General features: G+C 73.7%; 20 protein-coding genes. 9 read left to right on the top strand and 11 right to left on the bottom strand.

Annotated features, from left to right (window positions below; all coding sequences use genetic code 11):
* Positions 1–4 precede the first annotated feature (4 nt).
* Positions 5–1,606, bottom strand: a complete 1,602-nt coding sequence (locus tag ATL51_RS06055; RefSeq protein WP_100877960.1) for an acyl-CoA carboxylase subunit beta — start codon at positions 1,604–1,606, stop codon at positions 5–7.
* Between the two features lie 344 nt (positions 1,607–1,950).
* Between ATL51_RS06055 and ATL51_RS06050 the strand changes: the two genes are divergently transcribed.
* Positions 1,951–3,630 (top strand): AMP-binding protein, encoded by a 1,680-nt coding sequence (locus ATL51_RS06050; protein WP_100877959.1) that lies wholly within the window; start codon positions 1,951–1,953, stop codon positions 3,628–3,630.
* A gap of 78 nt (positions 3,631–3,708) precedes the next feature.
* On the opposite strand, the gene ATL51_RS06045 is transcribed toward ATL51_RS06050, so the two are convergent.
* Both ATL51_RS06045 and ATL51_RS06040 read right to left on the bottom strand, forming a co-directional pair.
* Positions 3,709–4,632, bottom strand: coding sequence for a DUF5996 family protein (locus ATL51_RS06045; protein WP_100877958.1), 924 nt, complete (start codon positions 4,630–4,632; stop codon positions 3,709–3,711).
* 38 nt (positions 4,633–4,670) lie between these two features.
* Positions 4,671–5,417 (bottom strand): flavodoxin family protein, encoded by a 747-nt coding sequence (locus ATL51_RS06040; RefSeq protein ID WP_100877957.1) that lies wholly within the window; start codon positions 5,415–5,417, stop codon positions 4,671–4,673.
* An 81-nt stretch (positions 5,418–5,498) separates the two neighbouring features.
* On the opposite strand from ATL51_RS06040, the gene ATL51_RS06035 reads away from it, so the two are divergent.
* Positions 5,499–8,291 carry a helix-turn-helix transcriptional regulator gene (locus tag ATL51_RS06035; RefSeq protein ID WP_208622928.1) on the top strand — a complete coding sequence of 931 codons (2,793 nt, stop codon included), beginning with the start codon at positions 5,499–5,501 and terminating at the stop codon, positions 8,289–8,291.
* A 147-nt stretch (positions 8,292–8,438) separates the two neighbouring features.
* Here the strand turns inward: ATL51_RS06035 and araA are convergent, their stop codons facing one another.
* From araA to araB, 3 genes are read right to left on the bottom strand one after another with little or no spacing between them, the layout of a single operon-like run.
* The gene (araA, locus tag ATL51_RS06030; protein WP_100877956.1) at positions 8,439–9,950 is read right to left on the bottom strand and encodes an L-arabinose isomerase; all 1,512 of its coding nucleotides are present in this window, start codon (positions 9,948–9,950) and stop codon (positions 8,439–8,441) included.
* 31 nt (positions 9,951–9,981) lie between these two features.
* The gene (locus ATL51_RS06025; protein WP_100877955.1) at positions 9,982–10,668 is read right to left on the bottom strand and encodes an L-ribulose-5-phosphate 4-epimerase; all 687 of its coding nucleotides are present in this window, start codon (positions 10,666–10,668) and stop codon (positions 9,982–9,984) included.
* Positions 10,665–12,368, bottom strand: coding sequence for a ribulokinase (gene araB, locus ATL51_RS06020; protein ID WP_100880515.1), 1,704 nt, complete (start codon positions 12,366–12,368; stop codon positions 10,665–10,667). Before araB ends, ATL51_RS06025 begins: the two co-directional genes overlap by 4 nt.
* Positions 12,369–12,709: 341 nt before the next feature.
* Here araB and chvE point away from each other — a divergent pair, with 341 nt between their 5' ends.
* The 4 genes from chvE (at position 12,710) to ATL51_RS06000 (ending at position 17,802) form a co-directional block, all read left to right on the top strand.
* Entirely contained in the window at positions 12,710–13,840 is a 1,131-nt protein-coding gene (chvE, locus tag ATL51_RS06015) for a multiple monosaccharide ABC transporter substrate-binding protein (protein WP_100877954.1), read from the top strand.
* 89 nt (positions 13,841–13,929) lie between these two features.
* A complete protein-coding gene (locus ATL51_RS06010; protein ID WP_100880514.1) occupies positions 13,930–15,447 on the top strand; it encodes an ATP-binding cassette domain-containing protein in 1,518 nt (505 codons plus the stop codon).
* Entirely contained in the window at positions 15,444–16,694 is a 1,251-nt protein-coding gene (gene mmsB, locus ATL51_RS06005; RefSeq protein ID WP_100877953.1) for a multiple monosaccharide ABC transporter permease, read from the top strand. The genes ATL51_RS06010 and mmsB overlap by 4 nt, the downstream gene beginning before the upstream one ends.
* Positions 16,695–16,764: 70 nt before the next feature.
* A complete protein-coding gene (locus tag ATL51_RS06000) occupies positions 16,765–17,802 on the top strand; it encodes a LacI family DNA-binding transcriptional regulator (RefSeq protein WP_301548916.1) in 1,038 nt (345 codons plus the stop codon).
* Positions 17,803–17,813: 11 nt separating this feature from the next.
* On the opposite strand, the gene ATL51_RS05995 is transcribed toward ATL51_RS06000, so the two are convergent.
* Both ATL51_RS05995 and ATL51_RS05990 read right to left on the bottom strand, forming a co-directional pair.
* Positions 17,814–18,809 carry an LLM class flavin-dependent oxidoreductase gene (locus ATL51_RS05995; RefSeq protein ID WP_100877952.1) on the bottom strand — a complete coding sequence of 332 codons (996 nt, stop codon included), beginning with the start codon at positions 18,807–18,809 and terminating at the stop codon, positions 17,814–17,816.
* Between the two features lie 175 nt (positions 18,810–18,984).
* Entirely contained in the window at positions 18,985–19,476 is a 492-nt protein-coding gene (locus tag ATL51_RS05990; protein WP_100877951.1) for a MarR family winged helix-turn-helix transcriptional regulator, read from the bottom strand.
* 71 nt (positions 19,477–19,547) lie between these two features.
* Here ATL51_RS05990 and ATL51_RS05985 point away from each other — a divergent pair, with 71 nt between their 5' ends.
* A complete protein-coding gene (locus ATL51_RS05985; protein ID WP_100877950.1) occupies positions 19,548–19,991 on the top strand; it encodes a Rid family hydrolase in 444 nt (147 codons plus the stop codon).
* An 8-nt stretch (positions 19,992–19,999) separates the two neighbouring features.
* Here ATL51_RS05985 and ATL51_RS05980 read toward each other — a convergent pair whose 3' ends face one another.
* Entirely contained in the window at positions 20,000–20,347 is a 348-nt protein-coding gene (locus tag ATL51_RS05980; protein ID WP_392567358.1) for a CGNR zinc finger domain-containing protein, read from the bottom strand.
* A 105-nt stretch (positions 20,348–20,452) separates the two neighbouring features.
* Positions 20,453–21,088: a TetR/AcrR family transcriptional regulator gene (locus tag ATL51_RS05975; protein ID WP_301548915.1), complete on the bottom strand. Its 636-nt coding sequence runs from the start codon at positions 21,086–21,088 to the stop codon at positions 20,453–20,455.
* 128 nt (positions 21,089–21,216) lie between these two features.
* On the opposite strand from ATL51_RS05975, the gene ATL51_RS05970 reads away from it, so the two are divergent.
* Complete coding sequence (locus ATL51_RS05970) at positions 21,217–21,834, top strand: hypothetical protein (protein ID WP_301548914.1); 618 nt, start codon at positions 21,217–21,219, stop codon at positions 21,832–21,834.
* A 44-nt stretch (positions 21,835–21,878) separates the two neighbouring features.
* On the opposite strand, the gene ATL51_RS05965 is transcribed toward ATL51_RS05970, so the two are convergent.
* Positions 21,879–22,103 carry a hypothetical protein gene (locus tag ATL51_RS05965; protein WP_100877947.1) on the bottom strand — a complete coding sequence of 75 codons (225 nt, stop codon included), beginning with the start codon at positions 22,101–22,103 and terminating at the stop codon, positions 21,879–21,881.
* Positions 22,104–22,187: 84 nt separating this feature from the next.
* On the opposite strand from ATL51_RS05965, the gene ATL51_RS05960 reads away from it, so the two are divergent.
* Positions 22,188–24,110, top strand: a complete 1,923-nt coding sequence (locus tag ATL51_RS05960; RefSeq protein WP_100877946.1) for a S9 family peptidase — start codon at positions 22,188–22,190, stop codon at positions 24,108–24,110.
* Positions 24,111–24,196: the final 86 nt, after the last annotated feature.

Raw genomic sequence — 24,196 nt, 5'->3', positions numbered from 1 at the left:
TCACTCACATCCGGAAGACGCCGTAGCCACGCTGGCCGGCGACGATGTTGGAGTGCGCGGTCGACAGGGCGATGCCGAGCACGGTGCGGGTGTCGCGGGGGTCGATCAGGCCGTCGTCGTAGAGCCGGGCCGTGACGAAGAAGGCGTGCGACTCCTGCTCGATCTGGGCCTCGACGGCGGCGCGGTTGCGCTCGTCGGCCTCGGCGTCGAACTCCCGGCCCGACGACGCGGCGGACTGCCTGGCGACGATCGACATCACGCCGGCGAGCTGGGCGGCGCCCATGACGGCGAGCCGGGAGCCCGGCCAGGCGAACATCAGCCGCGGGTCGTAGGCGCGTCCGGACATGCCGTAGTTCCCGGCGCCGAAGGACGCGGCCAGGTTCAGCGTGATGTGCGGGACCTTGCTGTTCGCCACCGAATTGATCATCTTGGAGCCGTCCTTGATGATCCCGCCCTGCTCGTAGCTCCTCCCCACCATGTAGCCGGTGGTGTTCTGCAGGAAGATCAGGGGCGTGTCCGTCTGGTTCGCCAGCTGGATGAACTCCGAGGCCTTCTTGGCCTCCTCGCTGAACAGCACGCCGCGGGCGTTGGCGAGGATGCCCACGGGGTAGCCGTGGATCGACGCCCAGCCGGTGACGAGGCTGGTGCCCCACAGCGGCTTGTAGTCGCCGAACCGGGAGCCGTCGACCACGCGGGCGATCACCTCGCGCGGGTCGAAGGGCACCTTGATGTCCGACGGCGCGATGCCCAGCAGCTCGTCGGGGTCGTGGACCGGCTCGTCGGCGGGCAGCGTGGGACCGGGGCCGAGCTTGCGCCAGTTGAGTTCGGAGACGATCCGGCGCCCGATCCGGATGGCGTCGCGCTCGTCGACGGCGAAGTGGTCGCACAGGCCGGAGACCTTGGCGTGCATCGCGGCGCCGCCGAGCTCCTCGTCGTCGGACTCCTCTCCGGTGGCCATCTTCACCAGCGGCGGGCCGCCGAGGAACACCTTGGCCTGCTGGTCGACCATCACGGCGTGGTCGCACATGCCGGGGACGTAGGCGCCGCCCGCGGTGGAGTTGCCGAAGACGAGCGCGATCGTCGGGATCGCCATCGACGACAGCTCGGTCAGGTCGTGGAAGATCTTGCCCGCGGGCACGAACAGCTCGGACTGGGTGGGCAGGTCCGCCCCGCCGGACTCGACGAGGTTGATCGTGGGGAGCCGGTTGATGCGCGCGATCTCCAGGGCGCGCAGCGTCTTCCGCAGCGAGTACGGGTTCATCGCGCCACCGCGGACGGTGGGGTCGTGGGCGACGATCATGCACTCGACGCCGGAGACGACGCCGATCCCGGTCACGATGGAGGCGCCCACGGTGAACGGGGTGCCCCAGGCCGCGAGCGAGGAGAGCTCGAGGAACGCGGCGTCGCGGTCGAGGAGCAGCTCGATGCGCTCCCGGACGAGCAGCCGCCCGCGGTCGCGGTGGCGCTGCTGGTAGCGCTCGCCGCCCCCGGCGATGGCGGTCCGGACCTGCTCGTCGAGCTCGGCCAGGACCGTCTCCGCGTGCGCGCGGTTGGCGAGGTAGACCTCGTCCGAGGTGTCGAGCGCGGAGCGCAGGACGGTCGTCACGGGTGTCCCCCCTGGTCCGAGCGGGCCGGGCCCGGGCCGTGTTCCCGGAGGTCCCTGTTCCCGGAGCTCTCCCGAACGTCCACATCGACTCCTCTGCGCAACCGGCCGGCCGGGCGTCGTCGCCCGCAATGAGTGCATCGTCGTTCACTAATCATGCCTGTGGCAAGTCCTGTCGCCAGCACCGCCGGGCCCGGCGTGGGCGCGTCCGGACCCGCGTGGGCGGTCCGGCCGCGGCGTCGCGCCGGCGCCCGGGAAGTTGTGAACGACGAGTGACTAAGGGCTTGTGGTCGGCAGGTGATGCCGCGATGCTGTCCGCCTCAGGTGAGCTCGGCAAGGAGGCTGGTGTGGACCTGCAGGGACAGCTCGGGACGATCGATGTCACGCGCCTGCGCGGACGGCGTGCGGTGAACCGCTGGGAGCGGACCTCGGTCGGGGACGTGTTCGAACGTCTGACCTGGAGCTATCCCGAGAAGACCGCGATCACCGGCCGGCCCGGTGCCTACGGCGAGGAGCGGTTCGCCTCCGTCACCTACCGCGAGGCCGACGGGATCACCAGCCAGGTCGCCCACGCCCTCGCGGCCCGGGGGCTGGAGCCGGGCGCGCGGGTGCTGCTGTTCTGCGAGAACTCCGTCGAGGCCTACCTGGCCAAGGTCGGTGTCGCGAAGGCGGGCATGGTGGCCGTACCGGTGAACCCCGCCCTCGCCCCGGACGTGCTCGAGCACCTGATCGGACAGGCCGAGCCGGGCCTGGCGATCGTCGACGCGGAGCTGTGGCCGCGGGCCGAGCAGGCGTTCACCGCCACCGGCCTGCGGGTCGGCGCCACGATCGCGATCGGCGGCGGGCCCGTCGCGGGGAGCCCGAGCTTCGGGGGCCTCCTCGACGGTCTGCCGACGACCGAGCCCGACGTCGAGATCCACGCGGACGACATCTGGGAGATCCTCTACACCTCGGGCACCACGGCGATGCCCAAGGGCGTGATGATCTCGCACGGGTCGACCCACCTCGCCGCGCTGAACTTCACGGTCTCGCTGACCCGCGGCCTGCGGGTGGAGACCGACCTCAGGGTCGCCACCGCGCTGCCGATGATCTACCACGTCGGCGACCAGATCTTCACCTTCTCGGCGTTCCTGGCCGGTGGCTCCCTGGTGCTCGGCCGGCGCCCGCTGCCCGACCAGCTCGTGGCCACGATCGCCGAGGAGCGCCCGACCGCGCTGTGGGCGGGCTCCCCGCAGTTCGTCGCCGCGATCGACGCCGTGGCGGAGCGGACGGGTGCGGACCTGTCCAGCCTGACCGTGCTGGTGTACGGCTGGGGAGCCCTCGAACCGGCCGTGTACGCGCGGCTGCAGGACCGGGCCCCCGGCCTCGTGGTGCTGGGCATCTTCGGGCAGACCGAGGCGATCGCCTGCCACCGGTTCTGGCCCGCCACGTGGAGCGAGGTCTACGCGCGGACGGCTCCGTCGGTGAACTACGTCGGCGTCCCGAGCCCGCTCCTCGCCTCCGACGTCGTCGACGAGACCGGGGTGTCGGTCCGGGACACCCCGCACGTCCCGGGCGAGGCGGTGTACCGCAGCCCCATCGTCACGGCGGGCTACTACCTGAACGAGGAGGCCACGCGGGAGGCGTTCCGCGGAGGCTGGTTCCACTCCGGGGACAGCGCATCCGTCGACGAGGACGGTCTGCGGATCATGGTGGACCGCTTCAAGGACATCGTGAAGTCCGGTGGCGAGAACGTCTCCAGCCTGCGGGTGGAGTCCGTCCTGCACGGGCACCCGGCCGTGGAGAAGGCGGCGGTGATCGGGCTGCCGCACCCCCGCTGGGGCGAGGCCGTCACGGCGGTCGTCGTGCTGCGGGACGGCGCGGAGGCCGACGCGGAGTCGATCATCGCGCACTGCCGGGCGACGCTGGGCGGGTACGAGACGCCGAAGGCGGTCGTGTTCGTGGACGGCCTGCCCGAGACGGTGGGCGGGAAGGTCCTGAAGTACCGGCTCCGGGCGCGGCACGGCGCCCTGTTCGAGCAGGTCTGAGCGCGGACGATGCGCCCCCGGCGCGGCCGTCCCGCGGCCCCGCCGGGGCGGGCCGCGGGACGACCGGCACACCGCCGGTCACGCCCAGCGGAGCGGGTCGTCCTCCAGCGCGGAGCGGTCCCAGCGCCCGAGGTCCGCGGCGGCACCGTAGGTCGTGCGGAGGAACTCGGCGACCGCGCGGTCCGGGTCCGGTGCGGCGCGGGCGATCTCGTAGGGCAGCAGGAACTGCTGGAAGTCCGCGCTGTAGAAGGCACCGTCGGGGCCGACCGGGGCCTCGTCGAAGCCGTCGGGCGCGGGGTAGGCGTAGGAGTAGAAGGCGCCCTCCTCGCCGCCACCGGGCCAGAAGCCGCAGCTGGACAGCTCCCGCGAGTAGCCCTCGACCATGACCCAGTCGCCGCAGTTGGGCACCCCGCCCGGGTGCGGTGGCGCCGTACGGCCGGAGAAGCGGGTGCAGGCCAGGTCCATGCCGCCCCAGAAGAAGTGCACCGGGCTGACCTTGCCGACGAAGTGCGACCGGAACTCACCGATCACCCGGTTCGCCTGCAGCAGCTGCCGCCAGAACAGGGTGGCCGCCTCGGCGTCGTAGGAGGCGTGGGTGTGGTCCTCGGCGAACGGGATCGCCGGGTCGACCTCGTTGGGGTGCGGCCGGATCGGCGCGGAGACCCCGAGCCTGTCGAGCACGTCCAGGACCGTGCCGTAGAACTCGGCGACCGGCATCGGCGCCAGCCCGAAGCCGAGCGCGCCGCCGTCGCTGCTGCGGACCTCGAGCCGGTGGCCCAGCAGGTCCAGCTCGATCTCGAAGGCCCCGGCGCCGAACGGGACCGCCGACGTCGTCAGCCCGCGCGGGCCCACGTACAGCGTCACCTGCCACCAGTGGTTGAGCAGCGGGGCGTGGGCCATGCGGATCTTGCCCACGATCTGGGTCCACATGTGCAGGGTCTCGCGGGTGGCGGTCCAGTCCGCCACGCGCAGGCTCGGCCAGCTCGTCGTCGTGCTGCTCATCGGGTCTCCTCGTGGGCGTGGGTCGGCCGTCGCCCGCGTCAGCGGTACTCGGGGTTGGTGTGCCCGGGGTGGGTGCCGTCGTCCCAGGCCGTGCGCTGGTTGCCGTGGGCCGGGAACCCGCCCGCGCCCCGGATCATCGCAGCGAGGTGCATCAGGTTGTAGGTCATGAACGCGATGTTGCGGTTGGTGAAGTCGTTCTCCGGACCGCCGGAACCCTCGTCCAGGTAGGACGGGCCGGGGCCGACCTCGCCGAGCCAGCCGGCGTCGGCCTGGGGCGGGACGGTGAACCCGATGTGCTGGAGGCTGTAGAGGATGTTCATCGCGCAGTGCTTGAGTCCGTCCTCGTTGCCGGTGAGCAGGCACCCGGCGACGCGGCCGTAGTAGGCGTACTGGCCGCGGGGGTTCAGCACGCCCGAGTGGCCGTACAGGCGCTCGATGACCCGCTTCGTCACGGAGCTGTTGTCGCCCAGCCAGATCGGCCCGCCGATGACGAGGATGTCGGCGGCGAGGACGCGGTCGAGCAGTGCGGGCCATGCGTCGGTGTCCCAGCCGTGCTCGGTCATGTCGGGGCGGACGCCGGTCGCGATGTCGTGGTCGACGGCGCGGAACCGGTCGACGCCGACCCCGTTCGCCTCCATGATCGCGATGCTGCGGTCGATGACGCCCTGGGTGTGGCTGCGGCCGGGGGAGCGGTTGAGGGTGCAGTTGACGTAGGTCGCACGGAGCCCGGTGAAGTCCGGACTCCCGGACGGCGCGGACGCATCGGTGGGTGCGGGGCGGGTCACCCGGCGAGTGTCGGGTCCGGCCGGTCCCGGCGGATCGGTCACCGGATCGGTCGCCGGGACGATCCGGACGACGTGGTTACGGTGGTGCGACGGATCGGCCGTGCCACGGTCGCCGGCGGGACGGGGCTGCGGGGGATCATGGAGCTGTTCGGGCGGCGTACCGAGACCACGGCGCTGGAACGGTTGCTGGCACGCGCGGTCGGCGGCGCGGGTGCGGCGCTCGTGCTGTGGGGGGAGCCGGGAATCGGCAAGACCGCACTGGTCGACCACGTCGTCGACGCCGCGTCCGGGGTCACGGTGCTCCGGACCCGGGGTACCCGGATCGAGACGGGGCTCGCCTTCGGCGCACTGCACGCGCTGCTGTGGCCGGTGCTGGACCGGCTCGACGAGCTCCCGGACCCGCAGGCCGCCGCGCTGCGCGGCGCGTTCGGGATCAGCCGGGACCCGGCCAACCGGTTCCTCATCGGCGCGGCCGTGGTGTCGCTGCTCTCCGCCCTGGCCCGGGAACGGCCGGTGCTCGTCGTCGTCGACGACGCGCAGTGGGTCGACGAGGCGACCGCGCACTGTCTGGGCTTCCTCGCGCGCCGGGTACGGACCGAGCCGGTCCTGGTGATCCTGACCGACCACGCGGACCCGTCCCCGGGCCCCTGGGACGGGGTGCCGGCGCTGGAGGTCGTGGGCCTCCCCGACGACGACGCCCGCCGGCTGGTCGCCGCCGTCCCCGGCGCCGACGAGGCCCTCGTCGAGGGCACGGTCGCGATGGCGGGGGGCAACCCGCTCGCGCTGCAGGAGCTGCCCACCGTCGGGCGCGACGCCGACGACGGGGCGTCCGGGGAGCCGATGCCGGTGGGGCCCCGGTTGCGGCAGGCGTTCTGCGCCCGTGCCGAGGCGCTGAAACCGGCCACCCGGGCGTTGCTGCTGCTGGCGGCTGCCGAGGGGCGGGGCGACCGGCGCGTCGTCGACCGGGCCGGTGCCGGGTGGGGTGTCGACGCCTCCACCTGGGACGAGGCGCTGCACTCCGGGCTGCTGCAGGCCTCGGGCCCCCGCCTCCGGTTCCGCCACCCGCTGGTCCCGGCCGCCCTCTACGACGGCGCCCCCTTCCCGGACCGCCGGGCCGCGCACCGCGCGCTGGCCGCGGCGCTGCCGCCCGGGGCCACCGAGCACCGCGCCTGGCACCTGGCGGCCGCCGCGGACGGCGCCGACGAGGACGTCGCGGTGCTGCTGGAGCAGGCGGCCGCCCGGTGCCTGGAGCGCAGCGCCGGCCCACTGGCGGCACGCACGCTGCGGCGGGCCGCCGACCTGTCACCGGACCCCGTGGACGCCGCGCGCCGGCTGGCGCTCGCCGCCCGCGCCGCCTGGGACGCCGGCGACGCCGAGGGGGCCCGGCGGCTGCTCGACGACGCCGAGCGCCTGGGCGGGGTGGAACCCGTCGTGCGGTGCAGCGGCGGGCTGCGCGGGATCCTCGAGTTCACCGTCGGCCTCCCCGAGCGCGCCCACCACTACCTGGTGGGGGACATGGCCGTCGTCGACGGGACGCGCTCGGCGATGGAGCTGGGCACGGTGGCGGCCCGCGCGGCCTGGTCGGCGGGCCGCCCGGACCTGCAGCAGGCGGCGCTGGCGCGGCTGCTCGCCCTCGACCCCGGCGGCGAGCTGGCACCGGCCATGCCGACACTGCGGGCCTGGTGGGCCTGCTACGACGGGACCGGCCGGGCCGCCGGGCCGCTCCCGGCCACGGACGCAGCCACCGTCGGCCTGCTCGGGACCGTGCCGTGGGAGCTGCTGCCGCCCGTGCCGCTGGCCCAGGCCTGCGGGGTCGAGGGGCCCCTGCACGACGTGCTGCGGATGCAGGCCGCGCAGCTGCGGCGGCGGCACGAGCTCGCCGCGCTCGCGATGGTCCTCGCGCAGAGCGCGGTCCTCGACGTCGCGGCGGGCCGGTGGGAGACGGCCGAGGCCGGGGCCACCGAGGGCCTGCGGCTGGCCGAGGAGGTCGGGGCGGACCACGTGGCGAGCCAGTGCCGGCTCTGTCTGGCCAACCTGGCCGCGGCCCGCGGCGACACCCCCGGACTGGACGGCCACACCACCCGGGCGCTGGCCGTCTCGGTCCGGCAGGGGGTGCGCGCGCTCACCGCGTCGGCGTACTGGGTGCGGGGCCGGGCCGCGCTGTTCGAGGGCAGGCCCCGCGACGCCCTGCACCACCTGATGCCGCTCGGCGAGCCCGGCCACGAGGCCGCCCACCCCACGTTCGCGCTGCTCGCCGCCCCGGACACCGCCGAGGCCGCGACGCAGGAGGGCCGTCCCGAGACGGCCGCGGCCCGGCTGGTGGCCGTCGAGACGTGGGCCCGGCGGACCGGCGCCCACTGGGCCCGTACCGCCGCCCACCGTCTCCGTGCCCTCGCCGCCGGCGGCCCGGACACGGAGGCCGCGTACCGGGCTGCGCTCGACGGCGCGGGTACCGTCCCGGATCCGTTCGAGCAGGCCCGCACCCGGCTGCTCTACGGCGAGTGGCTGCGGCGGGTCCGCCGGCGCGCCGACGCCCGGCACGAACTCACCGGGGCGGCCGAGACCTTCGCCCGCCTCGGCGCGGCGCCGCTGCGGGCACGGGCGGTGCGGGAGCTGGGCCTGGCCGCGCAGTCCGGGGCGCGGCACGAGCCGGCCGGGGCCGGGCTCACCGCCCAGGAGCTGCGGGTCGCCCAGCTGGCCGCCGAGGGGCTCACCAACCGGGAGATCGCGGCCCGGCTGCTGATCAGCCACCGCACGGTCGGGCACCACCTGGGCAGCGTCTACCCCAAGCTCGGCGTCACCTCCCGTGCCGAGCTCGCGCGGATCGACGTGGCGGGCGACCTGAGGTTCCGCACCCCCGGGCGCGGGGAGTGACCCGGCCGCCGGTAGATGACCGATCGCGCGCCGGCTCGCGTCGGAAGCGAGCCGTCCCCACCTGCCGTGGGCGAGGCGCGTCCTCGTCCTGGACCACGGTGCCGGCCACCCGTCGGAGCGGCCGGCACCGTGGCCGGGGAGCGGAGCTCAGAAGCCCCGCGCGAGCCGGTGGTAGGCGTTGTTCCACCGCAGCTCGTGCAGGAAGGTCCGCGGGCTCGTGGTGTCGCCGATGTGCACCAGCTCGGTCCCGACGATCTCGGCCAGGTCGTCCAGGGCCTCGACGCCGACGGCGGTCGACAGCACCGTGTGGTGTGGGCCGCCCGCCATCAGCCAGCACTCGGCCGAGGTGGCCAGCGACGGCTCCGGGACCCAGGTCGCCGTCGCCACCGGCAGCCTCGGCATGGGCTCGTCCGGGTCGACGACCTCGACGTCGTTGCTGACCAGCCGGAACCGCTCTCCGAGGTCGCAGATGCCGAGCACCACGCCCGGGCCCGGGTCGGCGGTGAACCGCAGCCGGACCGGGTCCTCGCGCCCGCCGATGCCCAGCGGGTGGATCTCCAGCGACGGCCGGGACCCGGTGATGCTCGGGCAGACCTCCAGCATGTGCGCCCCGAGGATGCGTTCGCGGCCGGGCCGCAGGTGGTAGGTGTAGTCCTCCATGAACGACGTGCCGCCGGGCAGCCCGGTGGCGACGACCTTCACCGCGCGCAGCATCGCCGCGGTCTTCCAGTCGCCCTCGGCGCCGAAGCCGTAGCCGTCGGCCATCATGCGCTGCACCGCGAGACCGGGGAGCTGGCGCAGTCCGCCGAGGTCCTCGAAGTTCGTGGTGAACGCCTGCGCGCCCGCCGCCTCCAGGAACGAGCGCAGCCCGATCTCGACCCGCGCGCCGTAGCGGAGCGCCTCGTGCCGGTCGCCGTCGGGGAGCAGTTCGGGGACGACGGCGTAGACCTCGGCGTACTCGGCGACGAGCTTGTCGACGTCGGTGTCGGGGACCTGGTCGACGACGGCGACGAGGTCGTTCACGCCGTAGGTCTGCACCGACATCCCGAAGACCCGGGTGGCCTCGACCCGGTCGCCGTCGGTCACGGCGACGTCGCGCATGGAGTCGCCGAACCGGACCAGCCGCAGCGAGCGCAGCTCCGCCGCACCGGCGGCCGCCCGGGTCCAGGTCCCGATGCGGTCGCGGAGCACCGGGTCGGAGACGTGCCCGGCGACGGTCTTGCGGGCCAGGCCGAGCCGGGTCTGCACGTAGCCGAACTCCCGGTCGCCGTGCGCGGCCTGGTTGAGGTTCATGAAGTCCATGTCGATCTCCGACCAGGGGAGGTCGACACCGGCCTGGGTGTGCAGGTGCAGCAGCGGGCGGGTGAGGGCCTCGAGCCCGGGGATCCACATCTTCGCCGGCGAGAAGGTGTGCATCCAGGCGATCACGCCGAGGCAGTGGTCGTCGGCGTTGGCATCCAGGCAGATCCGCCGGATGGCGTCGGCGTCGGTGAGGACGGGCTTCCACACCACCCGCACCGGGATCTCGTCGGCGGTGTCGAGCCGGTCGGCGACGACCTTCGACTGGTCGGCGACCTGGGCGAGGGTCTCCTCGCCGTAGAGGCCCTGGCTCCCGGTCAGGAACCAGACCTCGTAGCTGTCGAGCAGCGAGCCACTCATCGGACGTCCCTCCTGCGGGGTGCGGCGGCGCTCAACGCTGCCCGTAGACGTTCTGGTAGCGGTCCCAGAGGCTGTCGATCTCCTCCTGGGGGATGGGCACGGTGTCGCCGAGCTGGCGGGCGAGGTGCACGGTGCGGGCGACGTCCTCGCACATCACCGCGGCCTTCACCGCGGAGCGGGCGTCGGCGCCGATGGTGAACACGCCGTGGTTCTGCATGATCACGGCGGGGGAGCGGCTGCCGGCCAGTGTCTCGACGACGCCGCGGCCGATCGACTCGTCGCCGATCAGCGAGAACGGCCCGATGGGGATGTCCCCGCCGAACTCGTCGCTCATCGCGGTGAGCACGCACGGGATCGGCTCGGCGCGCGCCGCCCATGCGCTGGCGTAGGTGGAGTGGGTGTGCACCACGCCGCCGACCCCGGGCATGGCCCGGTAGACGTGGGCGTGTGCCGCGGTGTCCGAGGACGGCGTCAGGTCGCCCTCGACGGGGGTGCCGTGCAGGTCGCACAGCACCATGGTCTGCGGGGTCAGGTCGTCGTAGGAGACCCCGCTGGGCTTGATGACCATCAGGTCGTGGCCGGGGACACGGGCCGAGACGTTGCCCGCCGTCCAGACGACCAGCCCGTAGCGGACGAGCTCGGCGTGCAGCGCGCACACCTGCTCGCGCAGCCGCGCCACGGTGGCGGCGACGCCGGGGGAGGCCAGTGTGTCGGTCATGCGTCGAGGTCTCCTTCTCGCTGGGCGAGCGCCTCGCGGCGGATCGCGCGCAGGCGGTGCATCACGTCGTCGCCGCCCCGGCCGAAGTGGTCGTGCAGGCGGGTGTACTCGGCGAACAGGGCGTCGTAGGACTTCGCCGACTCCTCGTCGGGCAGGTGTGCGCCCTCCCGGACGCGGCCCATCGCGGCGGCCGCGGTGGGCATGTCGGGGTGGACCCCCGCGGCGACGGCCGCGTGGATCGCCGAGCCCAGGGCCGGGCCCTGCCCGGTCTCGACGACGGTGAGCGGCAGCCGGGTCACGTCGGCGTAGATCTGCATGAGCAGGGCGTTGCGGGTGAGCCCGCCGGAGACGATCAGCTCGGTCACCGGGACGCCGGAGGCCGCGAAGGTCTCCACGATCATCCGGGTGCCGAACGCGGTGGCCTCCAGCAGCGCCCGGTAGGTGTCCTCGGGCCGGGTCGCGAGGGTCTGCCCGACGACGACGCCGGACAGCTCGTGGTCCACCAGCACCGACCGGTTGCCCGAGTGCCAGTCCAGCGCGACGATGCCGTGCTCGCCGACCGCCTGCCCGGCGGCCAGCTCGGTGAGGTACTCGTGGATGCCGAGCCCGCGCGCCCGGGCGGCCTCGTGGTGGGCGGGCGGTACGGCGTGCTCGACGAACCAGCCGAAGATGTCGCCGACGCCGCTCTGCCCGGCCTCGTAGCCCCAGAGCCCGGAGACGATGCCGCCGTCGACGACGCCGCACATCCCGGGCACCTCGCGCAGCACGTCGGAGCTCATGACGTGGCAGGTGCTGGTCCCCATGATGGCGACCATCTGCCCGGGCCGGACGGCATTCGCCGCGGCGGCGGTGACGTGGGCGTCGACGTTGCCGACGGCGACCGCGATCCCCTCGGGCAGCCCGGTCCAGCCCGCCGCCTCGGCGGTCAGCGTCCCGGCGACGGCGCCCAGCTCACCGATCTCGTGGGCGACCTTGGTCTCGGCGAACCCGGCGAAGGCCGGGTTCAGCGCAGCGAGGAAGTCCCGGCCGGGATAGGCGCCGTCCTGCAGGATCCCCTTGTAGCCCGCCGAGCAGGCGTTGCGGACGTAGCGGCCGCACAGCTGCCAGACGATCCAGTCCGCGGCCTCGACCCAGCGCTCGGTCCTGGCGTAGACCGCGGGGGCCTCCTCCAGGATCTGCAGACCCTTCGCGAACTCCCACTCCGAGGAGATGAACCCGCCGTAGCGGGGGAGCCAGCTCTCGCCCCGCTCGGCGGCGAGGGCGTTGATGCGGTGGGCCTGCGGCTGGGCGGCGTGGTGGCGCCAGAGCTTGGTGAACGCGTGCGGCTCGTCGGCGAGGTCGGGCACCTCGTTCAGCGGGGTGCCGTCGCGCAGGGTCGGGACCATGGTGCAGGCGGTGAAGTCGGTGGCGATGCCGACCACCCGCGCCGGGTCCACCCCGGCGGCGGCGACCGCCTCGGGGACGGCGCGGCGCAGGACGTCGACGTAGTCCGACGGCACCTGCAGCGCCCAGTCGGGCGGCAGGCGCAGGTCCGGCCGGCCCGGCAGGGCGTCGGTGACGACGGCGTGGGTGTAGGCGTGGACGGCGGTGCCGAGCTCGGCCCCGTCGGCGGCACGGACGACGACCGCCCGTCCGGACAGCGTCCCGAAGTCGACGCCCACCACGAGGGCGTCGGTGGGGTCGACCGGTGGTCGGATCATGAGCACTTCCTCGGGTCACGAACGCGGCCGACCGGAGACCGGTCGGCGGCCGGATGTTATCGCTCACAGAACGCAGACTCAATGGTCCCTGGACGAGCAGGCCCTGCGAACCGTTCGCTGCCGTGCACGTTCACTCAGCGGTCGCCGCCGGATCGGGAAGTGCGGTGGTCAGGGATCTTCGGGCCGGCTCGGGACGGGTCGGTGCGGCGCATAACGGACGGGTAACGCCACTTCCGTGGCGGCGAAGCTATGGTTAGCGTTCACATTTCCGGGTTCAGATCCCGACCGGGCGCGTCCCGCCCGCTGCCGTCTCGACGAGGAGATCGCCTGTGTTCACGAGGATGCGCACCGTCGCCGTCGGTGCCCTGCTGGTACTGGGTCTGGCCGCCTGCGGCGGCGAGGGCGCCGGGGGAGGTGGCGGCGCGGGGGCCGGGGAGGCACCCGGCGACCTGACGGTCGGGGTCTCCATGCCGACCCAGACCTCCGAGCGGTGGATCGCCGACGGCAACGCCGTCCGCGACCAGCTCACGGCCGCCGGCTACCAGGTGGACCTGCAGTACGCGAACGACGACATCCCCACCCAGTCCCAGCAGATCGACCAGATGGTCACCAGCGGGGCCGACCTCCTGCTCGTCGCGGCCATCGACGGGACCGCCCTGTCCGGGCAGCTGCAGGCGGCCAAGGACGCCGGCATCCCCGTGGTCGCCTACGACCGGCTGATCCGGGAGAGCCCGAACGTCGACTTCTACGTCACCTTCGACAACTTCCAGGTCGGGGTGGCACAGGCGAACGCGCTGCTGCGCGGCATGGGTCTGCAGAACGCCGACGGCTCGCCCGGCCCGGAGCGCGGCCCGGTCGTCGTCGAGCTGTTCGCCGGCTCGCTGGACGACAACAACGCCTTCTACTTCTTCGACGGCGCCATGTCGGTGCTGAAGCCGCTGATCGACGACGGCACGGTCCGGGTGAAGAGCGGTCAGACCACCATCGAGCAGGCCGCCACGCTGCGGTGGGCGCAGGAGACCGCGCAGAAGCGGATGGAGGACCTGCTCACCTCCTCCTACAACGACGGCAGCAGCCCCGACGGCGTCCTCTCGCCCTACGACGGCATCTCCCGCGGTGTCCTCACCGCCCTGCAGAACGCGGGCTTCGGCACCCCGGCCAAGCCGATGCCGACCGTCACCGGCCAGGACGCCGAGATCGCCTCGGTCAAGCTGATCGACGACGGGGTGCAGAGCTCCACGGTCTTCAAGGACACCCGTCAGCTGGCCGAGCAGGCGGTCGTCGCCGCGAAGGCGTTCCTCGACGGGGGCACCCCCGAGGCCAACGACACCACCACCTACGACAACGGGGTGAAGGTCGTCCCGTCCTACCTGCTGCCGGTCCGGGCGGTGTTCAAGGCCGACATCGCGCCGGTCCTGGTCGACTCGGGCTACTACACCGCCGAGGACGTCGCCCGCGGCCGCCAGGGCTGAGTCCCGCGACCGGCCCCACCCCTTCCGTGACGGAGGACGACGTGACCGACCACGATCCCGGCGGCGACCCGCCGGACACCATCCTCGAGATGCGCGCCATCACCAAGACCTTCCCGGGGGTGGCCGCGCTGTCGGAGGTCTCGCTCGCCGTGCGCCGCGGCGAGATCCACGCGATCTGCGGCGAGAACGGCGCCGGGAAGTCGACGCTGATGAAGGTGCTCTCCGGGGTGCATCCCGCAGGCACCTACGACGGCGAGGTCGTGCTGGACGGGCGGCCCGCCCGGTTCACCGGGATCCGCGACTCCGAGGCCGACGGCGTCGTGATCATCCACCAGGAGCTCGCGCTGGTGCCGCACCTGTCGATCGCCGAGAACGTGTTCCTGGGCAACGAGCGGCGCGGCCGGCTGGGACTGGTCGACTGGCGGCGCACGCACGCCGAGGCCGCCCGCCTGCTCCGCGAGGTGGGGCTCACCGAGAACCCCGCGACGCCGGTGGGCCGGCTCGGTGTCGGCAAGCAGCAGCTCGTCGAGATCGTCAAGGCGATGACCAAGGACGTCCGGCTGCTCATCCTCGACGAGCCGACCGCCGCGCTGAACGACACCGACTCCGCGCACCTGCTCGAGCTGATCCGGCGCTTCCGCGACGACGGCATCACCTCGATCATCATCTCGCACAAGCTCGACGAGATCGTCTCCATCGCCGACCGCACCACCGTCATCCGGGACGGCCGTACCGTCGAGACGTTCACCGTCGCCGACGAGCCCGCCCCGCGGAACCGGATCATCCGCGGGATGGTCGGCCGCGACCTGACCTCCTTCTACCCGGACCGGGTGAGCAGCCCGGGGGAGGAGTTGCTGCGGATCACCGACTGGACGGTCTGGCACCCGACCCAGGACCGCAAGGTCGTCGACGCCGCGTCGCTGTCGGTGCGGGCCGGGGAGGTCGTCGGGATCGCCGGGCTGATGGGCGCGGGCCGCACCGAGCTCGCGATGAGCGTGTTCGGGCGGTCCTGGGGCCGCGAGGTCAGCGGCACCCTGGAGGTCGGGGGGCGCGAGGTCCGTGCCCGCTCGGTGCCCGAGGCGATCGAGGCCGGGCTGGCCTATGTCACCGAGGACCGCAAGCACTTCGGCCTGAACCTGATCGACGACATCCGGCGCAACGTGTCCGGTGCGGGACTGCACCGGCTCTCCCGCCGCGGCTGGGTCGACGGCGACGCCGAGCTGCGCGTCGCCGAGACCTACCGGCGCGACCTCGGGATCCGGGCCGCGAGCACGAGCGTCGGGGTGGGCACCCTGTCCGGCGGCAACCAGCAGAAGGTCGTGCTGGCCAAGTGGCTGTTCACCGAGCCCGACGTGCTGATCCTCGACGAACCGACCCGCGGGATCGACGTGGGTGCCCGCTACGAGATCTACGTGATCATCAACCGGCTCGTGGAGGCCGGCAAGGCGGTCCTGGTGATCTCCTCCGAGCTGCCCGAGCTCCTGGGGATCTGCGACCGCGTCTACACCCTGTCGGCCGGCCGGATCACCGGTGAGGTGCCGGTCGCCGAGGCCACCCAGGAGGGCCTGATGGCCCTCATGACCCAGGAGGCGGAGAGCTCCGCATGACCAGCACCCTCCCGAAGAAGGACCCCTCCTCCGACGAGCGTCCCGGCGCCGGCGCGGCCGCCCTGCACTCCGGCACGAGCAACCTGCGCCGGCTGCTGGCCGGCAACGTCCGCCAGAGCGGGATCGTGATCGCGTTCGTGGCGATCGTCGCGCTGTTCGCGGTGCTCACCGGAGGCGTCTCGCTGAGCCCGGGCAACATCACCAACATCGTCCTGCAGTACTCCTACATCCTGGTCCTCGCGATCGGGATGGTGATCGTCATCGTCGGCGGCCACATCGACCTCTCGGTCGGGTCGGTGGTCGCGCTGACCGGTGCGGTGGCCGCGGTCCTGGTGATCGGCGGCGGCCTGCCGTGGTGGGTCGGCGTCGTCGCGGCCGTCGGCGTCGGGGTGCTGGTCGGTGTCTGGCACGGGTTCTGGGTGGCCTACGTCGGCATCCCCGCCTTCATCGTCACCCTCGCCGGGATGCTGCTGTTCCGCGGCCTGACCCTGCAGGTGCTGGGCAACATCTCCCTGTCGCCGTTCCCGGCGGGCTACCAGCAGATCGCGGGCGGCTTCCTCAACGGGCTCATCGGCGGCAGGGGTTACGACGCCTTCACCGTCCTGATCGGCGCACTCGGCGTGGCCGGGTACGCGGTGCTCGCCTACCGCAGCCGGGTCGCCAAGGTGCTCGACCTGCAACAGGTCGAGTCGTTCCCGCTGTTCGCCTGCCGGATCGCACTCGTCGGGCTGGTCGTCATGGCGTTCGCCTGGCAGCTCGCCTCCTCCCGCGGGCTGCCCGTGGTGCTGGTCGTCCTGTCGGTTCTGGTGCTCGCCTACGGGCTGCTCACCCGGCGCACCGTGTTCGGCCGGCACGTCTACGCCCTGGGCGGCAACGCGGCCGCGGCCCGGCTGTCGGGGGTGAAGGTCAAGGCCGTCACGTTCTGGATCTTCGTGAACATGGGCTTCCTGGCCGGGGTCGCCGGTGTCATCTACTCCGCGCGCTCGAACGGCGCCCAGCCCGCGGCCGGGAACATGTTCGAGCTCGACGCGATCGCCGCCGCGTTCATCGGCGGTGCTGCGGTGACCGGCGGGGTCGGGACCGTGGTGGGCGCGCTGGTCGGCGGCCTGATCATGGCCGTGATGAGCAACGGGATGCAGCTCATGGGCGTCGACCAGTCCGTGCAGTCGGTCGTGAAGGGACTCGTGCTGCTGTTCGCCGTCGCGTTCGACGTGTGGAACAAGCGGCGCGCCCGTGGCGACGCCTGAGCGGGTGTGATCGCCCTCCGTAGGGGATGATCACGGACGGCTACGCTGCACCGATCGGAGGGGGACGGGCGTGGGGATCGCGATGGAGCCGGGACCGAGGCCGCAGCGGGCACCGTCGATGTTCGACGTGGCCCGTCGTGCCGGTGTCTCGCACCAGACGGTCTCCCGCGTCCTGAACGCACACCCGAACGTCCGGGAGAGCACCCGGGTGCGGGTCCGGACCGCGATCGAGGAGCTCGGCTACCGGCCGAACCGTGCCGCCCGCACCCTGGTGACCGGCCGGGACCGGGTGCTCGGCGTCGTCGCGCCGCGGTCCACCCTGTTCGGCCCGGTGTCGCTGCTCGCCGCGTTCGAGGAACAGGCGGTGGGCGCCGGGTTCGGCGTGAGCGTCGTGCGGGTGCGCGAGATCGACGGCGGGTCGGTGCGCCAGGCCGTCCAGCGCCACCTCGACGGGCAGGTCGCGGGGATCGTCGTGATCGCGCCGGTGGCGTCGGTGGCCGAGGCACTCGACACCGTGCCGCGTGACGTCCCGCTCGTCACCGTCGACGGCGATCCCGACCAGCAGCTGCCGATGGCCACGGTCGACCAGGTGGAGGGCGGCCGGATCGCGACCGAGCACCTGCTGGCCGCGGGGCACGCGACCGTCTGGCACGTCGCGGGCCCCGCCGACTGGTTCGACGCGGCGGGCCGCGCGGCCGGCTGGGTCGCGGCACTGCACGCGGCCGGGGCCGAGGTGCCCCCGGTGATGGCCGCGGACTGGAGCGCGGACGCCGGGTACCGGGCGGGCGAGCTGATGGCCCGGATGCCCGAGGTGACCGCGGTGTTCGCCGCGAACGACGCGCTGGCCACCGGCCTGCTCCACGCCTTCCACGACCGCGGCCGGAGCATCCCCGGGGACGTCAGCGTCGTCGGGTTCGACGACGTGCCCGTCTCGGCGCACCTCATCCCGCCGCTGACCAGCCTGCGCGCGGACTTCGAGGCCGTCGCCCGCGAGGCGCTCGACCTGCTGCTGAACCACGAGGCCGGGCCGGACGTGTCGCAGGCGGTGCACCGGAAGATCGTCCCGGTGCTGGTGTCCCGCGACAGCGTCGGCCCGCCGCCCCGCTGACGGCGCCGCCGTCAGCTCGTGTTCTGGACCTTCGTCGCCAGCAGCTCCCAGCTGCGCCACCAGCTCTCCCGGCGCGGCGCCGGACCGGTGACGATCAGCTCGTCGGCGTCGGCGCGGGCGGCGAACTCCTCCAGGTACGCGGTGACGGTATCCGGTGTCCCGACCGCGGTGTAGCGGGTCATCGACCGGATCTGCCCGCCCGAGGCGCTGTCGAGGACGGCGTCGGCCTCGGCGTCGGTGAGCGAGGCCCCGCGACGGCCGGTGAACAGCCGGACCCGGGACCGCTGCACCTCACGCTGGATCTGCTGTGCCTCGTCGTCGGAGTCGGCGGCGATGACGTTCACCCCGGCCAGGACGTGCGGGGCGGACAGCTGCTCCGACGGCCGGAACTCGCGGCGGTAGAGCGCCACGGCCTGCTCCAGGGCGTCCGGCGCGAAGTGCGAGGCGAAGCCGTAGGGCAGTCCCAGCGCGGCCGCGACCTGGGCGCCGTAGAGCGAGGACCCCAGGATCGTCAGCGGAACCCCGGTGCCGCGGCCTGGGTGGGCCTCGACGCCCGGGACCAGGCTGGTGGTCCCGAGGAACGCCTGCAGCTCCTGCACGTCCTGCGGGAAGGTCTCCGACGCGCGCGGGTCCCGCCGCAGGGCCGCGACGGTCGCCTGGTCGGTGCCGGGGGCGCGGCCGAGCCCCAGCTCGATGCGGCCGGGGTGGAGTTCGGCGAGGGTGCCGAACTGCTCGGCGATCTGCAGCGGCGAGTGGTTCGGCAGCATCACGCCGCCGGAGCCGAGCGTGATGCGCTCGGTGTGCGCGGCGACGTGGGCGATGAGCACGCTCGTCGCCGCCGACGCGATCGAGCCCATGTTGTGGTGTTCGGCGTACCAGATCCGGCGGAACCCCCACTCCTCGGCGCGTTGCGCCAGCAGGGTGCTGGCCTCCAGGCCCTGGGCGACGGTCTCACCCCGGGCGACGGTGGCCAGGTCCAGGATCGACAACGGCAGCGGTAGCGGCATGACAGCACCTCACGATCGACATGGTGATCTCTCCGTCAACGAACCGGAGGCGCATCCTCTTCCGCTCCGCGGGATCCGGATCGGAAACGTGGTGAGTACGGGACGCCGACGCCCGCCACGTGCCGGGCCGCCGGGTCCTCGGCGACGGCTGACCGCGCCGTCCCGTCGCGCCGGCTCAGGACGGCGGGAGGTCCTGCACCCCCAGCGCGACGGCGATCCGGCCCAGCGCCGCCCGGTCCGCCGCGTCGAGCCGGTCGAGGACGAGGGCACGCACCGCGCGCAGATGGGTCGGCGCCGCGGCGTGCACGACGTCGAACCCGGCGTCGGTGAGGGCGGCGAGGGTGTAGCGGCCGTCGTCGGGGTCGGGGGAGCGGTGCATCCAGCCGCGGCCCTCCAGTCGTTTGACCACGTTGGAGAGCCGGGACAGCGAGCCGTTCGTCAGGAAGGCGAGCTCGCTCATCCGCAGCCTGCGCCCCGGCGCCTCGGACAGGTGGCTGAGCGTCAGGTACTCGAACAGCGTCAGGCCGTGCGCCTGCTGCAGCGGTGCCTCCAGCCGGCCGGGCAGCAGCATGATCAGCGAGACCAGGCCCGTCCACGTGGCCTTCTCCCCGCTGTCGAGCCACGTCGGCCCGTCACCGCCGGCCTCCGGTGTCGCCCGGTCCGTCATCGCCCGTCGCTCCCGTCCGTGGGTGTCGGAGCGTACTTTACAGGTGAAGCCATGACTTGTAGATTGAATTCATGGATGAAGTCATCGAGCGTGAGACCGCCACCTTCCACGTCACGCCGGGCTACGGTGTGACCGCCCGCGATCTGCTCGGGTACAGCCAGGCGGTCCGGATCGGCAACCGGGTGGAGACCTCGGGCCAGGGTGGCTGGGACGACGACCTGGTCGTCGCCGAGGACCTGGAGCAGGAGATCGTGCGGGCGTTCGACAACGTCGGGCGCACGCTCGCCGAGGCGGGCGCGACCTGGGCCGACGTCGTGCACGTGAACTCGTACCACAAGGTCGCGGCCGGGGCCGACGCCATCGGCGACGAGCACAACCGGATCATGGTCCGGGAGTTCCGCAGCCGGCTCGGCGGGCGGGCCCCGGTCTGGACCCAGACCGGCGTCACCGTGCTCGGGCTCGCCGCCATGCGGGTCGAGATCCGGGTGACCGCCCTGGTGGAGGGGTCCGGCTGAGGAGCGCCTCAGCGGGTCCGTTCGTAGTGCCGGCGCGCCTTGGCGCGGTTCCCGCAGACCGCCATCGAGCACCACCGGGCGCGGTTCGCGCGGCTGCGGTCGAGCAGGAACAGCCGGCACGCGTCGTTCGCGCAGGGGCGCAGCCGGCCGGGCAGCTCCTCCTCGACGGCGGCCCAGGCGAGGACGGCCTCGACGGCGAGCCGGGCGTGCGGCGGGGAGACGGTCCGCCAGGTCAGCCGCCCGTCGGTGAACTCCGGCGTCCGGTGCACGCCGTCGAGGAGCGGGGCCAGCGCGGCGCCCGGGTCGGCGCCGCCCCGGGCGACCCGGGTCAGGGCGTCCCGCGCGTCGCGCAGCACCGTCAGTTCCTCCGGGCCGCCGTCGCGACGTCGTCGCCGGCCACCTGCGGCGCGTCCTGGAGCGGGTCCCGGCGTGAGGCACGTGCCCCGGGGCGGGGCGCGTGATCAGGACCGGCCGTCGTCCCGCGGTCCGCCGCCCGGGTCGCCCAGGACGGCGTCCACGGCCAGGTAGAGCGTCTCGGTCTCGGTCCGCAGGATCGGGTCCGCGGCGGGCAGTGCCCGTTCCATGCCGAGTCCGTCGACCACGGTCATGAGGAACCGTGCCCGCCGGGCGTTGTCGCCCGGGGCGAGCGCGCCCTCGTCGACCAGGGTCGTCAGCCAGTACTCGACCCGGCGCCGCCCCTCGCGCTCGATGGCGAGGTAGGCCGTCCGGAGCTCCTCGGTCGGCTCGGGCACGACGAAGGTGTCGACCGCGGTCCGCAGCGCCCGGCGCGCCTGCTCTCCGACCCCGGTCCGGTTCAGCACCTCTCGCAGGCAGGCGGCGAGGCGGTCCCGGGCCGGCACCGCGGTGTCGTGGATGGCGTCGTCGGGGGCGACGAGGTCGTAGACGCGGGTCAGGACCTCGTCCTGCAGCGCCCGCTGGGTCGGGAAGTGGTGGCGCAGCGAGCCGGTGCTGACCCCGGCCCGCGCGGCGACCGCGCGCACGCTCAGCCGGGTCCCCGGGTCCTGGCCGAACAGCTCCATCGCGGCCAGGAGCACCCGGTCCCGGCTGCCGAGCCTCCGACGCTGCGTCTCGTCCACCCCTGGCAGGCTACTAGTACACCGTGTTAGCGTGCCGCCGAACGGACCAATACAGTGTGTTGGTCAGGACGCGGGTTCGGGGGGACCGGATGCTGACCGAGTGGCGACGACGCCGCGCCGTCCGACGGGTGAGGCCGGGCGACGGCAGCCCGCTGAAGCGTTTCCGCTGGTGGCAGCTGTTCCTGGGGCGCGCCCTGCTGCACCTGGACCTGACCGGCGCCGACGGGCGGCCGGTGCGGTACTCCGTCGACGTGCGCCACCAGGGCAGCGGGGAGACCGGGCAGGTCGTCGCGCAGGTGTATCGCGACGGGCGGCACCACGCGTCGTCGCGGGTACCGGCCGTCGTCCCGGTCGAGGGCGGCGCGATCGAGGTCGCGACGAGCGCGTTCGGGGTGAAGCGCTGCCGGTACGTCACCGCCGCCGGTGCGGTCCGGCAACTGGTCCCGGACCCGCGCTCGGCGGAGGGCCGCCGGGCCCGCCTGGAGCGCGAGCACCCCTCGCTCAGCCGCGTGCTCGGCGTCGTCTCGGTGGTGGCGCTGGTCGTCGGCGTCGGGCTGAACCTGCTGCAGCTGCTGGAGCCGCTCAGCCGGATCCCGCCGGTCGCGGCGGCGGTCGGGGTGTTCGAGTCGCCGGTCCACCTGCCGATCTGGCTCAACATCGCGCTCGGCGTCGTGGCCGCCCTGGCCAGCACCGAACGCGCGCTGCGGCTGCGCTACCACTGGCTGCTCGACGGCGTCGGCAACTGAGCCGGGCGTGCCCCGGCGGTCCGCCCGCCGGGGCACGCGCCCGGTCAGGCGGCCGGCTCCCCGAACCAGCGGCGGGCCGCCCGCCGCAGCGCCGCGGGATCGGGCCGGTCCCCGCCGGCCGCGCCGTCGCGGGTGGTGAGCAGGTCGCGCACCACCGACGGGAGGGCGGCGGCCTGCGGGCCGGGCCGCATGAGCGCCACCTGGGCGCGGCTCGCGCCGGCGTGCCCGGGAGACCACCGCGCCCCGTGCCGGTGGGTGACCCGGGTCACGATCGCTGGAGTGTGCCGCGACGGCCGACGGTGCCATGGGGCCCAGGCACCGGGGACGGTCCCCGGCTCCGTGAGGAGGCACCGATGACCCACGCACCGACGACCCGGACACCCGCCGCCCGCACCCGCATCACCCTCGAGGACTTCTTCGCCGACCCGGAGTTCGCCGGGCCGTCGCTGTCGCCGGACGGGACGCGCATCGCCTACCTGGCGTCGCACCACGGACGGCACAACCTGTGGGTCCGGGGTGTCGAGGAGACCCACGCCGACGCCGTCGTGGTCACCCACGACACCCGCCGCGGGATCTCCCGCTACCACTGGACCGGCGACCCGCGCTGGATGCTCTACGAGCAGGACACCGACGGCAACGAGGACTGGCACCTGTACCGGGTCGACCTCGACGCCCCCGGGGAGCCCGCCGTCGACCTCACGCCGATGGCGCCGGGCTCGAGGGTGTTCGGGGTCGAGCCGTCCCACGAGCGCCCCGGCACCGCGCTGGTCTGGATGAACCCCGACCCGATGTCGATCGACATGTTCCGGGTCGACCTCGCGACCGGCGAGACCACCCTGGAGCTGGCCCAGCCCGGGCTGCGCGAGACCTGGCTGACCGACCGCGAGGGCCGCCCGGCGTTCCACTCGGTCATGACCGAGGCCGGCGACTACGAGTTCTCCGCGGTCGACCCCGACGGTGGGCGACGGCTGCTGCACACCGTCGGCGGCCCGGAGCATCCGGTCGGTGTGTACCCGCAGAGGGTCACCCCCGACGGCACCGGCCTGCTCCTGGGCCTCCACCAGGACTCCGACGACCTGCGGCTGGTCCGGATCGACCGGGAGACCGGCGAGCAGACCGTGGTGTCCGCCGTCGACGGGACGAGCCTGGACACGCTGGGGATGCTCGGCCCCGGCCTGCCGCAGACGCTGCTCACCGACAGCGCCACCGGCGAGGTCGTCGCCGCCCGGTACGTGGGGGGCCGGCCGCACCTGGAGATCCTCGACCCGGAGTTCGTGCCGGTGTTCGAGGCCCTGTCCGCGCTGTCCGACGGCGTACTGGAGTCGGTCTCCTCCGACGAGTCCGGGCGGCTCTGGATCGCCGGGTACACCCACGACCGCGAGCCGGGCGTGTACCGGCTCTACGACCGTGCCACGGGGGAGAGCCGGGAGCTGTTCCGCGGTCACCCGCACCTCGACCCGGCCGACCTCGCACCGATGGACGCGGTGTCGTTCACCGCCCGCGACGGCCTCCCGCTGCACGGCTTCCTGACCCTGCCCGTCGGCACGACTCGGCAGGACACCGAGCGCCTGCCCCTGGTCCTGGTCGTGCACGGCGGGCCGTGGGCGCACGACGCCTGGGGCTACGACCCCGAGGTCCAGTTCCTGGCGAACCGCGGGTACGCCGTGCTGCAGGTCAACTTCCGGGGCTCCACCGGCTACGGCCGCCGCCACCTCACCGCCGCGATCGGTGAGCTCGCGGGCGCGATGCACGACGACCTGATCGACGCCTGCGACTGGGCCGTCGGGCAGGGCTGGGCCGACCCGGACCGGATCGGCATCTACGGCGGCTCCTACGGCGGGTACGCCGCGCTGGTCGGCGTGACCGTCACCCCGGACCGCTTCGCCGCCGCCGTCGACTACGTCGGCATCTCCGACCTGGCCAACTTCATGCGGACCCTGCCCGAGTTCGTCCGGCCGTACCAGGTCAACGCCTGGTACCGCTACGCGGGCGACCCGGACGTGCCGGAGCAGGCGGCCGACCTCGCGGCCCGCTCGCCGATCACGATGGTCGACCGGATCCGCACGCCGCTGCTGGTCGCCCAGGGCGCCAACGACGCCCGGGTCGTGCAGGCCGAGTCGGACAACATCGTGGCCTCGCTGCGCGAGCGCGGGGTGCCGGTGGAGTACCTGCTGGCCACCGACGAGGGGCACGGCTTCGCCAACCCGGAGAACCGGATCCGGCTGTTCCGGGCGATGGAGCGCCACTTCGCCGAGCACCTCGGCGGCTCCGCCTGAGCCCGTCGTTTCGCCGCACCGCCCCGGGGTAGGCCTCCGGGGACAGGGTGTCGAGCGACACGTCGGTGCACACCGGCGGAACGGAG

It is taken from the genome of Pseudonocardia alni, from assembly GCF_002813375.1.
GTDB lineage: Bacteria > Actinomycetota > Actinomycetes > Mycobacteriales > Pseudonocardiaceae > Pseudonocardia > Pseudonocardia alni.
Note: the sequence above shows the minus strand (reverse complement) of the source record. Positions and strands in the feature narration are given on the sequence as shown.

Excerpts from the sequence above, each read along its gene's own strand:
- ATL51_RS06045 (WP_100877958.1), bottom strand. The coding sequence starts at position 4,632 with ATGAGCAGCACGACGACGAGCTGGCCGAGCCTGCGCGTGGCGGACTGG.
- araA (WP_100877956.1), bottom strand. The coding sequence starts at position 9,950 with ATGAGTGGCTCGCTGCTCGACAGCTACGAGGTCTGGTTCCTGACCGGG.
- ATL51_RS06025 (WP_100877955.1), bottom strand. The coding sequence starts at position 10,668 with ATGACCGACACACTGGCCTCCCCCGGCGTCGCCGCCACCGTGGCGCGG.
- araB (WP_100880515.1), bottom strand. The coding sequence starts at position 12,368 with ATGATCCGACCACCGGTCGACCCCACCGACGCCCTCGTGGTGGGCGTC.
- chvE (WP_100877954.1), top strand. The coding sequence starts at position 12,710 with ATGCGCACCGTCGCCGTCGGTGCCCTGCTGGTACTGGGTCTGGCCGCC.
- ATL51_RS06010 (WP_100880514.1), top strand. The coding sequence starts at position 13,930 with ATGCGCGCCATCACCAAGACCTTCCCGGGGGTGGCCGCGCTGTCGGAG.
- mmsB (WP_100877953.1), top strand. The coding sequence starts at position 15,444 with ATGACCAGCACCCTCCCGAAGAAGGACCCCTCCTCCGACGAGCGTCCC.
- ATL51_RS05995 (WP_100877952.1), bottom strand. The coding sequence starts at position 18,809 with ATGCCGCTACCGCTGCCGTTGTCGATCCTGGACCTGGCCACCGTCGCC.
- ATL51_RS05990 (WP_100877951.1), bottom strand. The coding sequence starts at position 19,476 with ATGACGGACCGGGCGACACCGGAGGCCGGCGGTGACGGGCCGACGTGG.
- ATL51_RS05985 (WP_100877950.1), top strand. The coding sequence starts at position 19,548 with ATGGATGAAGTCATCGAGCGTGAGACCGCCACCTTCCACGTCACGCCG.
- ATL51_RS05960 (WP_100877946.1), top strand. The coding sequence starts at position 22,188 with ATGACCCACGCACCGACGACCCGGACACCCGCCGCCCGCACCCGCATC.